The sequence below is a fragment of the Arthrobacter sp. B1I2 genome, from assembly GCF_030816485.1.
Classification (GTDB): Bacteria; Actinomycetota; Actinomycetes; order Actinomycetales; family Micrococcaceae; genus Arthrobacter.
Map to the genome: position 1 here is coordinate 4,175,585 of NZ_JAUSYC010000001.1, position 11,781 is coordinate 4,187,365.

Here is an 11,781-nt window from a genome sequence, read left to right on the forward strand (position 1 = left end):
GAACTGCTGGATGGCTAATTCAGCATCAGTGTAGCGGGACCAACCTACGGGCGCGGCAACGACACTTTCATAAATATTGGTCCCAATATGGGACGATAACGACCAGTGACGATTGGGCAAGGATCACGTTTGGCTCCCCCAGGCGCCGTTGCTAGCACCGCCCAAGGCAGATTTCACTTCCACGAGGGGAAACAAGTGACTACTACTGACAGCAAGGCACTCGTACCGGTGTGGACACTGGCTACAGAGGCGGTCAGCGTGCCTGACCTGCTTGGCACCGAGGGCCTAACGCCGGCTCGCCTTGCAGAACTGCGGACGGTTTTGGCAGCACTTGCGGACGCCCCGATCGCAACACTCGAGATGCATTCCATGCCACCGACTCGTGACCGTAAAGGCGGGATTACCGCTTGATGTTGCAAGTCCGCTGGCAAAGCAGTTGACGCAGCTGGTAACCCAAACAGCGAAATCCGCTCCCTCGCAGTTGAACGTCGCGGATACGGGAGAGGTGTTGTATCGGATGGTAGTTCCCGCCAAGGTTGCCGCGCAGGTGGGCAAGGGACTTGTTAAACCCATGCCATCAACGGCTGTTGCCGGAGGTGTTTATGACGGGCTGCTCGGTTCCACCGGCATTGTGGCTAAGGCTACGTTTGTCCCTGTTGCTGGTAAAGCCGCAGCTGCAGGCACTGCCGGCGCTGCAACTGGTTCGGCAGCCACAGCAGGCGTTGCGGTTGCCAGCGCTGGAGCTTTGACGGTGGCGGCGCCACTCGTGCTGATGGCCGTAGCCGTCAGTGTCAGCGCGTATGCCGAGCACCAGCGTCAGGAAGCAATTGAGCGGATTACTGACCTTTTGGAGCAGTTGCACGAGGACAACCTCGATAAGGAACGCAACGAGCTTGACGGTTGCCGTGAAGCGATCGACAAGGCTACCTCGATCCTTCTGGACCAGGGCCGGATCGGCTTTTCACTCGGCCTGGATTCCTCCGTGCACGGCATCAATACCGCTATCGCTGCCGCCCGGCGGCGTCGGAAGAAGTGGGAAGCGGCGCTGGATGCGCTGTCCGGAGGCGCAGTCGAGGTAAGCGAATTGAAAAAGCCGTTTCCCGGCATCACCGAGGAAGGCGGAACCTTCCGGGCGCACCTGGAGATTGCACGGCTGGCCATCGCTCTCAAACGGCGGGTGCTCGTGCTTCAGGCAGTCGAGCACGCCCAGCAGGACACCGGCAATTCCTTCAAGAGTTTCATCGGGACGCTCCACGACGACGGGCGCAGCACCGACGAGTTGGAGTCGGGTATCAACCAGGTGCTTCTTCGACTGTCTGCGCTCCAGGTGAAGCGCGACGGCGGTTTCCGCCTTCCCGCGTTTACGGCTGGTGAGGTGGACCAACTGCTACAAGCCTCGTACCGGCTTCGCGCTCTGGGAGACGATCTACAGCTATCTGGCCACCGGGATGACGTCGCAATTGAAATTGAACGGAAGCGTGACGGATCACTCGTAGTTTTCCCTGCAGTCGCAGCCTAATCAACTCGGATGGGCAAAGCGCTTACTACCATCTGACCCGTACTCAGCTCGCTTAGACAACCCGCCTACGATTTACGGAGCAACCATGGCCGGAAAAGCAGACAAAGCCGCTGCTGTTATGAAGGACGGCGGACAGAAGGCAAAAACTGCCGCCGCCAAGCTTTACGCTCTCGCCAAGGACCCCGAGGCGCAGGCCAAGGCAGGGAAACTGCTTGAGGACGGCAAGAAGATGTATCGTGCAGCAACAAGCCCCGAAGCCAAAGAGGCCTACCGCAAGGCAGCGGAAGTAATAAACAAGATGCGGAAGACATAGCCGAGGGCTGGATTCCCGCTAGGTCACCAAGCCGATGGCATCGCACTGGGCCACCAACTTCGCGAAGAGGTCCTTGGCATGGTTGATCCAGAAAAGCGGCTCTTCGCAGATAAGCATGCTTAGGGCTGGCTGAGACCACGCAGCACGGCCTCCGCCGTTACTGCGCGGCGTAGTGCGGATGGAAAGAAGTCAGAGCCTCATCTAGGGTTGAAACGATGTGGCCAGCCGCACAGTGTCGCCGCGCAGTTCAAGATGTCCGGTGTCCACTCCGTGCTGCAGTCCCTCATTCAGGCGTGCCGTGATGCCTGCAGTCCTGCGCTTCCCGCCGAACGTCTGAATCGTTTCCCGATGCAGCTCACTCACTCCGATACCGCCTGTCGCACTCACGATATCCACCATCGCATTCCGTAGTTCCACAACGCTGATGTGCTCCGGCTTACGAACGATGTCAGCGTCATTGGACCGGAAGATGCTCCAAGCGCGCCTGTCCACCGTGGCATCCCAAACAAATCCATCGTCATCAATAACGTGTGTCGACGGTTCGACCAGACGAAGCACGGAGTCCGCACGGGGACCGTTGACCTTATTGAGTCCGAATGCAGCACAGACCAGCCTTGCCAATCGGTCTTGATGAATTGGCCCCTCAGCCGCGACAACAACACGAATGGCATCTCGGACGGCCGCGATCGAACGTCGTGAGTGCAGGCTGTCAAGAACGTCCGTGGTTCCGAAAGCCTGCACTGTCCACGGATGGTACCTAGCAACTTCGGAGGTACCAGGCACCGACGACGACAGCCCTGCTGGCTTCCGAATCTCCTCAAACAGCGGCAGTGTTCCGATCGGGTCAGTGGCAATTCCAGCGGGCTCCTCAACAGCCTCACCACTAGCAAATCCTGGAAGGCTGACCTCGCGGGGAGCCGGATCAACGACAGCCTCTACCGAAACGTCATCGGCAGCTTCCCGCAGAGACAGTTCCAGCCGATCGAGTACGGCCTCACTGTCCGCCAGCCACGCCGGCAGCCATACCCGCTCCACTGAAGGCCACCGCATCATCCGCGTCAGGACATCCCGGGGCAGCCCGTCCCGGTCGCCCGCGGTCCGGCGCGCAGCCCAGGCCGGACCGTCCAGCAAGATGGCCATCAGCTGGCGGGACGGGTCTTCCGCCAGCGCAACGCTCAAATCCACCTTGAAATCGGACAATCCCACATCCGAGACAACCACGAACCCGCGGTCCCGCAGCGCGTCAGCTATCTCTTCCCGATGCAGGTCGACACTGGCGGCGCGGCGCCCGTCATAAGGCAGTGCAGTGGTGCCCTGCTCGGCCAGATCAAGGTAGGACCGCAGGTGCTTGATGCCAACGGAGCTGGTCTCCTCGGAGCGCAGGTCGGCCGGGTTGAAGCTGGAGAAAACAATAACCTGGCGGCGTGCACGGGTGACGGCAACGTTGAGGCGCCGTTCCCCACCAGACCGGTTCAAGGGTCCAAAGTTCAGCGGCAGATATCCCTTGTCATTCTTGCTGAACCCGGTGGAGAACAGGATGACGTCCCGCTCATCACCCTGAACGTTCTCAAGGTTCTTGACGAACAGCCCTTCAGAGTCGTCGTCAAGAGCAGCGACAATGCGCGGCTCCTCCGTGTCACGCAGCAGACCTTCGATCAGTGCACGTTGCTGCAGGTTGAACGTCACCACACCGATGGAGGGAGTCCCGGCGGGATCAGCATCAAACCTGCGGCGGATCTCGGCGACCACCGCCGCAGCCTCCACAGGATTGGTACGGAGGACCTTGGATGGTCCCGAGCGGTGGAACTGGCCATCAACCCGGACAAAGTTCACGCCGTGTCCGCGGACACCCGCGTTTGCAGCGCCGTGGGACGGGCCAGGGAACGACGAAAGCTTGCTGTCGTAGTACTGCTGGTTACTGAAGGCGATCAGGGATTCGTCCTGGCTCCGGTAGTGCCAGGACAGCCACTGCCGCGGAACCCGCGCTTCCACGCACTCGGAAAGAATCGACTCCATGTCCTCCACCACGGAGATCTCGGCGTCCCCGTCGCTGCCGGCGTCGGAGGAAATCTCCGCGAACGACGTCGGCGGCATCTGTTTGCTGTCACCCACCACCACCACTGAAGCACCGCGGCCCATGGCCCCCACCGCGTCGGCCACTCGGATCTGTGAGGCTTCGTCGAACACAACGATGTCGAACAGACCGGCCTTGGCAGGGAAGAACCGCGCCACCGAATCCGGGCTGACCAGGGTGCAGGGCATGATCCCCGTGATGAGGTCTGCGTAGTGTTCCATCAGTTTGCGGACGGACATGCCACCCCGCTGCCTGGTCAGCTGCCGTTGCAGCTCGCCCATGCGTCCGGAGGTCGACGACGACGAGACCGTCCGGGAACGCAGGACCCCGGCGGCGAGGTTGGTTTTGAGCAGCTCGCGTACGGTTTCGGCGCGCGTGGTGAACCGCTCGATGGTGCGCTCGTGCACCGCGGCATCAAAGTCGGCCAACCCGGTAGCGATGCGGCGTTCGGCCAGTGACCCTTCAGCCAAACCGCGTTCAAAGGCTGCTGCGGCGTCATCGGCCTCCAGCTCGCCGTCGAGGATGGCAATACGCGCGTCCACCAGCCCGGCAGCGCGCAGCGGCTCGACATGGCGGACCAGCTCGAGCCACCGCGTCAGCGGCACGGACCCCGCCGCGTCCAGTCGCCGCGCCACGGACGTTTCCCACCAGCGGGCCAGGAAGCCTCGCTCACCCGTCCACTTACGCAGGTCAGCGGAACCCACACCCTGGATCTGAAGGAATTCTTCCCAGGCCTGGGAAAGCTCCCGCAGCCAGCCAACAACGTTCTGGTGGACGTCCGGGGCGTCCTTCAGGAACTTCCGGAGCTCGCTCTGGAAGCTCACGACGGCGGCCTCCGGAGACGGCTGCACCGCTTGGGCGGCCCAGCGCAGCCAGGAAATGCGGTGCCGCAGGTCGGCTTGGGCGTCCGGCGTCAGCGGGTTCCATTGCTGATCAGTAGGAAGCCCCGGCAACGAGCCCCGCGTTGTCCGCAGGCCGGAGACCTCGTGCTGGACGGCCACCAGTTTCTCCAGCAGCGGCAACAGCTCCTTGTGGCGGACTTCAGCTCCAGAAACAAGCACGGGGTACAGTTCGGCGGCCACTGCCAGCAACCGCTTCTTGCGTCCCCAGAAGCCGGAAGCTGCGGCCTGCTGCGCGCGGCCGAGGATTTCCGGCAGAGGAAGATCCATAGCCTCCGGCGCCACCTGCTCAAGGCCCGGATGCTGGACGGATGCAAAGGCCGTCACCAGTTTCTCCAACTGTTCAGCGTTAACTGACCAGTCGCCGGAGCGGACCACATCCAGGGTCCCCAACGGAACGTTCCGGTCCTGCAGCAGTGCCCCGAGAGTATCGAGGTCGGCCGGCGTCTGCGCTGCGTCCAAAACCGACGGAAGTCCGGGGGTTGGCCGCAAGGCGTTCAGGGCCTCGTTGAGGCGACGTCCCAGAGTCAGCAGCTGCTGTTCCTGCTGCTCGCCACCGGCAACAGTGGCAAACCGCCATGGGTGGTCGGGCCCAGGACGGACGGGGTCGGTGAACTCCGGAAGTTCCCGGAACACCTGCCGGATGGAGGCGAGCGCGGAGTCATTCAAGGACGCTGTCAGTTCCGGGCTGAGCGGAACTGTCGCGTGATCAGGTTCATAGGTCAGAGCCTTGGTCCGCGCGCTGTAGAGGGAAAGCTGCGCGCCATTCTCTTCATGGACGTTGTTGGCATATCGGACCAGTCCACGCCGGGCTGCGGCAAGATCGGTGGAGGCAGTCTCAAGCTGCTGCTTATTCGCAGACAGGCTCAGCTCCAGGACGTGTTTGATCTGTGCCCTGACCACCGCCGGCTTGCTGCCCTTGTCATGCAGGTCAAGGGAGAACGGCCCCATCCCGACGTCGTCGAGCCGCCTCTGGACAACGTCGAGTGCTGCCCGCTTCTCCGCAACGAACAAAACCCGCTTCCCGTCAGCAATGGCGCGGGTCAGGAGGTTGGTGATGGTCTGTGACTTTCCGGTGCCCGGAGGGCCTTCCAGGACGAACGTCTGGCCGGCGACTGCAGACGCGACTGCCTCCAACTGCGACGAGTCCGCTGGTATTGGACACTGGGCAGCTAAGGCGTCCAGGTCGACGTCGGACGTGACGGGAACGCTGTCTGAATAGAGTTCCGTGGGGGTGCTGATCAGGTGGTTGACCAGGCTGTTGGCGGTAAATTCCTTCCAGTTCTCGTCAAGGTCCTTCCATAGGCGGAACTTGGCGAACTGCAACATGGACAGGTCCACGGTGTTTTCCACCCGAAAGTGCAGGCCCTTGGCCGAAACGGCGGCCCGGACTGCCGCGAAGGCGGTGTCCAGATCGATTCCGGATCCGTCTTCCTCCGGCTCGGCCAGGCCCGGAATGCGCAGGTCATGGGACTGCGCCAGCTTCTCAAGAAGGCAATAGTTGGGCGTCGACTGGCCGGTCTCATCAAGTGTGACTCGGTACAGGCCGTTTTTCCCTGCGGAGGTCAGTTTGACCGGGACCAGAACCAGCGGGGACCTGAGCGCCCGGCCATCCAGCTCCCACATCAGGCTGCCGATGGCCAGGTAGAGGTTGTTAGCTCCGGTTTCCTCCAGCTGGGTCTTCGCCTTGTAGGCGAGCCCGCGCATCTTGGCGTTGTAGCCGTCTTCGCTGACCTCGGCGAACACGGACTTTTTAGAATCGAGCAGATCCGCGAGTTCGTCTTGGGGCAGGTCCCTGCCGAAGCGGACGCCGCGCTCCTGGTGGACGGCGCTGATCTGGTTGGCCGGAAGCAGGCTGACCGACGTGCCCTTGCTGATGAGGTCCTCGAAGGCGCCCATCCATGCGGTGGGCACTGCCAGTGGGAACCGGGCCGTGTCAGTGAAGTTAATGAGCCTGTTCCGCAGGCTCAGGTCCAGCAGCGCGTTCTTCCATTGGACCACCCGGGGTGGAACGTCGGTTGTGGTCCTGGCCGTTCCTCCGCTGGAGGCTGCCTTCTTCGGCAGCGCCGGCACAGTCTTGGTTTCCGGGACGTAGTTGACCACGGTGTGGGTTCCGGCGTCGGAGGTAGTGCGGGCCGGCAGCGGGTAGATGCCATCGAGGCGGGCGCGCCTAATGTCAGTGACCGCGTTGATCTCGTCATTGCCGCTTTCCACATAGCGGTTCAGCGGGCTGCTGCGGAGTGCGGCCGCCGAGATCGGCTGGCTGCCGGTGAGGAGCGTGGTTTCCACGAGGCCGATGAAGCCCCGCTGTACAAGGCTGACCAGCTCGGGCACGTCGTCGGACGCCGCAGTGCTGAGGCTGCCTTCTTCCCGCCAGTAGCCGAGGAAGGCGTGGCCGTCCACTAGCCAGAGCAGAGGTCTGATGCCGCAGAACTCCAAAGCGGCGGCCAACACCAGCGTGGTGTCCAAGCACGTGCCCAGACGGTCGTCAAGGACCTGCGTCGGCGTGCGTACCTGCTGGCCCTCCAAGCCCCAGCTGGCGGGTGGCATGCTGTAGCGGATGTCGCGGGCGCTCATGGCCTGGGCGATGGCGAACACGATCTGGTCGGTCTTCCAGGTACCCGTCGAAGCTGCCGCTGCCCGTTGTTTGCATGAGGATGTCGGCGGCCTCGGACATAAGCCTGGCAATGCTGGGGTGGTGCGGCTGCACGTACGCGGCCAGGAACTCGTAGGAGACGAGTCCCCGTCCGGCGATCCACAGCTGGGCGGGCAGGAGCGTCAGGTCCGCCTCTGCGCGGCCCAGCTCCATGGCGGTGGCATCGGCGCCGGCCGATTGCACGGTCACCAGCACCTTTCCCATCTGCCGGTCAGCCAGTTCATACATGGTGGCGGCCTGAACTGGGACGTTGAGGTCGTCGAGCGTGATGGTCTGGCCTGCGGCGAGGTCCACGTACTGCTGGAAGTCGCCGGAGATCCGGCCCGACTGCGCGGAGGCCTCGATTTGAACAACGGCACCACGGATTTCCGTGCCAACGTTGGTGATCTTGACTTGCCTGACGAAGCGGAAGCCGTTATGGGCCATCGCGTAGCTCAATGCATCTGCAGTGGTCACCTCGACCACAACGTGAGGAGCGGAGGCCGGTTCAGGAATCGAGGGCTCGCCCGGCTGGCTTTCCTCCGAGATGTCGAACTGCCCGACGGCTGCGGGGAGAGCCTGCTGGTCTTCTTCCGGTTGTTCCTGGTTCCGGGAAGACCGGTTCTGGTACTCGGTGAGAAGCGCAGTCAACTCGCTGTGGGTGCCGGTCAGGCCGATCACTTTGGCCAGCCGACCGGCGGTGTCCAGGGCACGGAACGTATCGGCGTCGTCGAAGCTCTCATTGTGGGCCCAGCGGTTCCGTGCCTGGCGCAGCTCAGAGGTGTGGCTGCGTGCCTCATGCGGGAGGTTGAAGGGGTAGCCAAGTGAGCCCATGGATTCAGTCATGATGCGCAGCTGCAGGCTGAGATCCGTGGGTGCGTAGGTTTGCGCAGTGCGTCCGGCGTTCTCGTCTTTGTGCTGGATGATTTTGGTCCAGGCCACGCCGGGGGCTACCTCAGAGAGCACTGCTGCGATGTAGGGCTCAAGGCCAACCGCCAAGGCGTCAAGGGCCCGGCCCACATACTCGCGGTTGGACAGACTCATCAGATTCCCCCATCTACGGCACCGGCATCAGTACCGTCATTCAATCAATGCAACCAATCATGGCATCCGGCGCTGACAATCCTGCATGTTTTGCTGGTTCTGCCCCGCTCAGGGGCCAGCAAGCTCGTAAGTTACGGCTCGAACCAATGTTTGAGGCCCTCGCGGCCCTTCGGAGGACTTCCGGTTCATCGTGCGATCCGGCCTTCAAGTTCTTCGTCTATCCTTCGATTACGTGCGGAGATGAAAGCGTTGCTGGCCGTAAATACTCGAGGTATTCGTCACGGTCCTTTGGAACGGCTGGTGTGCTGAAGTCGGCGAACGGGTGGAAGAAACGGATGGTCTTGCCGTCATCCTCCACGAGGTCTTCCAGTAAAAAGAATTTGACGTACCCGGCGAAATTCCCGAACAGTGCGAAAAAATCCGCGTACCGGAGCAGGACCCGGACGGCCTCGAGCATGATGTCCAGCAGTGCGTTCACCTCGGCGCATGCGAACGCGACGTCTGCCCCCCCGTCCCGCCTAATTCCCGCACCACACCGGGACATCCTCCTGGCTTGGGGTCCAGGACGTTGTCGGCCACGCCGCTGGACGTGGCCTTTTCCTTGCGGGCGTGGGTGGGCTCGCTGATGATCGTGGTCACGCCCATGCCTTTGAGGACGGCGGAGGTGATCAAGCCGCTCTTCATGGCCAACCATGCGGTGGCGCTTAGTGGAGCCAAGGCCGGTGATGTGGCTCCGGCGGGCGGGGCCGGGTATGTGGGAACGCGGCTCTTGAAAGCGTCCACCCGTCCTCAAGAGGGAGAAATCATGCTCTCAAAGTCTTTCGAACCCATGATCTGCAGATGACGTCCCGTGAGCCTCATCAACTCGCCGACGAGCACTGGGTGCGGCTTCCCCGAAGCCTTCCAGTCTGGCTTGTCGTCATCGGTTACGAAGACTATCCGTTCTGATCGTTCACCCACTGGCGGCAAGGCGGCGCGAAGCACACCGAGAAGAAAGTCAGCCCAAACAAAGAAATCGCCTAGATTCTGCGTCGCTTTCTTTGTGTCAGAGAAGCCGGGAGCAGTCTTGGCCGCGAAGCGTACCTGCGCCAGTGCCGCAAATGAGGACCGCGGAACATTGCAGACGATTGCTTGAGGAAGAACGTTCTCCCAGAATCCCACAGAGTCTCTCAGCAGCTCGGGACGACGCGAGTCATGCATCTCAACTGCCAGCAGCTCAATGCTCGCCTTGATCTGCTCGACCGCTTCTCGTTGACTATCCGAAACGCTAAGTCCAGAAACCTTTTTGGTGAGGTCTTCCACCGTCTTGTAGACACCATCGATGTCACGGACGATTGCCCCGTGGTTGTTCCAGTACTCCTGCGCGCTCTGCCCGGGGATTATCAAGGGGATGGACTTCTCGCCAATGAAAGTCAGCAGGTTATCCGTTGTTAAAGGAGCCCGGCGCAAGATCTTCAAAATATTCGTGTCAAGCCCAATCGCCGCCACTTCCGTCGGCAAATTATTCCTGGCGTGTAAGGCCATCGTGGGCAGCCAAGCGGAATCATCAGCAGCTTGATCGAGGCAGTTAAACACGAGGTTAACAGCGTCGGGAAACGCGACTCGCGAATCAGTGTTCATACCACAGCGAACCGGTAGCATCGGCAGCGATCTCGTTGAGTCGACGAACATCGTCTGCTCGCCAAGCGTCGGCGGAGCGAACCTCTGGCAGTTCTTGCTGAATCGCTGTTGGTAGCAGACGTTCGACAGCTCCGCTCAGGGTGTTAGTAGCTCGAGGTCGCCTGTCCGCGGTCGACAAAATTACGTTGCCCAGCGTGAGCCCGAGCTCCTTGAAGTCAGAGTCATCGAAACCAGGCCAGTTCTCCGCATTTCGTGGTCGAATCAAATGAAAGTATCCCTCCAACGATGGAAGTACCGATTTTTGGAGTAGTGCATTCCGCAGAACTGATAGAACCCCCTTGGATTGACGGGTCTGCACTTGCTGCTCAAAGTCCATGCGACTTGGCTTAAGCCACTTCAGGCCATCGAGAACCGCTTCCCATTCCCCGGTTTGAAAAATCGTCTTTGCAGCCTCGGCGAAGGTTCGTTCAATACTTCCGGTTCCAAATGGACCCGTTACGATTCGAGGAACAATTATCCGGATAAGCTCTTCCAGCCCCTCTCGTCGGTTTGCGGTTTGACAGACCGCCAAAAAGATCGGGCGGACCGTCGTCAGCGCTAGAGCGTCCAGTATTGCAAACGAGCGCAGAACCTCATCCTCCTGCTCCACGTCGGATGTAGGGTCAACCATCTGAAGGTAGATCTCCAGCATGTACTCTAGCTCCCGAAAAAGAAGGTTGACGCCCGCCTCGCTCGTGTACCGACTCGTTATCTCTTGGTATAGATCACGGGGTATGACATAACCGTGCCTCAGTGTCACAACGTGACGAATGAACTGAGTGAACTGCAGTGGCGCGCCGAGGTCAGAAAATGATTTCTCTAGTTTGGACCAACGCTCGTAGATACTCCTATCGTTGCCGTTGGAGTAAGAACCAATTACGTAGCTTTTGATGAGTTCTGCTGGGGTTAGGTCTTTCCCCCGAGTATTTACGACCTCATAGACCTTATAGGCGGCATTTCTGTCGGGGTGCTCAAATAGTGCAAAAGTAATGCCACTCGTGAGGAACTGCGCCCATCTACCCAGAAGTGAGGAGTCGCGACCACTCAGTTCAGCTTCCACTTCTTTGTCCAAGAACCGCTGCACTTTTTCAACGTTCGACTTTGGAGCAGTTTGCTCGTCAACCGCCTCTGATAGCAGCGCTTCAAATGAGGCCCGATCAGTGTCTGAAGTAAGGCGGATTCGAGGTGAACGTTGTTCGGTCTCATAGTCAAGCGCGAAGAGAAACACGTCCCGCATGCTGTCCGCTACCAAATGGCGCCCTCGTCGAGTGGCCGCCTTTCTAATGGCATTAGCGAGCAGGCTAAGCGTTATGAGCCGCTGCTGGCCATCCACGACTGTTTTCGCGCCGTTCTCATCAGTGAAGATTAGAAGTCCAAGAAAATAAGGAGGAGTGCTGTTGCCATCTCTCAGATCCTTCCAAAACTCTAAGGCTTCGTCGTCTGGCTTCCAGCTATAGTCTCGCTGGAAATCGGGCACGGTAAACCTGTTTGTTGAGAAGAGTTGACCCGCCTGAATAGTTGAGGCATCGACCTGTGTTGCCATGGCGTCCTTAAAGTTCGAATACTGGAGCCGAGTGTACCGGCAGTGGCAACGCAATGCGGACAACTGCAATCAGTCTTGGCCGGAACACTGTAAAC

General features: G+C 60.6%; 8 protein-coding genes. 2 read left to right on the forward strand and 6 right to left on the reverse strand.

From position 1 onward, the window contains the following. Nucleotides 1-382 precede the first annotated feature (382 nt). Nucleotides 383-1,519 carry a hypothetical protein gene (locus tag QFZ57_RS19360; protein ID WP_306901389.1) on the forward strand — a complete coding sequence of 379 codons (1,137 nt, stop codon included), beginning with the start codon at nt 383-385 and terminating at the stop codon, nt 1,517-1,519. A gap of 85 nt (nt 1,520-1,604) precedes the next feature. Then, a complete protein-coding gene (locus QFZ57_RS19365; protein ID WP_306901390.1) occupies nt 1,605-1,832 on the forward strand; it encodes a hypothetical protein in 228 nt (75 codons plus the stop codon). A gap of 201 nt (nt 1,833-2,033) precedes the next feature. Here the strand turns inward: QFZ57_RS19365 and QFZ57_RS19370 are convergent, their stop codons facing one another. From QFZ57_RS19370 to QFZ57_RS19395, 6 genes are all read right to left on the reverse strand, one after another. After that, on the reverse strand, nt 2,034-7,403 hold the full coding sequence (locus QFZ57_RS19370; RefSeq protein WP_306901391.1) for a DUF3320 domain-containing protein: 5,370 nt from the start codon (nt 7,401-7,403) through the stop codon (nt 2,034-2,036). Then, nucleotides 7,294-8,484 (reverse strand): Swt1 family HEPN domain-containing protein, encoded by a 1,191-nt coding sequence (locus QFZ57_RS19375; RefSeq protein ID WP_306901392.1) that lies wholly within the window; start codon nt 8,482-8,484, stop codon nt 7,294-7,296. Before QFZ57_RS19375 ends, QFZ57_RS19370 begins: the two co-directional genes overlap by 110 nt. A gap of 217 nt (nt 8,485-8,701) precedes the next feature. Then, entirely contained in the window at nt 8,702-8,962 is a 261-nt protein-coding gene (locus QFZ57_RS19380; protein WP_306901393.1) for a DUF6994 family protein, read from the reverse strand. Further along, nucleotides 8,959-9,168, reverse strand: coding sequence for a hypothetical protein (locus tag QFZ57_RS19385; protein ID WP_306901394.1), 210 nt, complete (start codon nt 9,166-9,168; stop codon nt 8,959-8,961). The genes QFZ57_RS19380 and QFZ57_RS19385 overlap by 4 nt, the downstream gene beginning before the upstream one ends. 105 nt (nt 9,169-9,273) lie before the next feature. After that, complete coding sequence (locus tag QFZ57_RS19390) at nt 9,274-10,104, reverse strand: PIN-like domain-containing protein (RefSeq protein WP_306901395.1); 831 nt, start codon at nt 10,102-10,104, stop codon at nt 9,274-9,276. Then, nucleotides 10,094-11,686, reverse strand: coding sequence for a DUF262 domain-containing protein (locus QFZ57_RS19395; protein WP_306901397.1), 1,593 nt, complete (start codon nt 11,684-11,686; stop codon nt 10,094-10,096). The genes QFZ57_RS19390 and QFZ57_RS19395 overlap by 11 nt, the downstream gene beginning before the upstream one ends. Between the last annotated feature and the right edge of the window lie 95 nt (nt 11,687-11,781).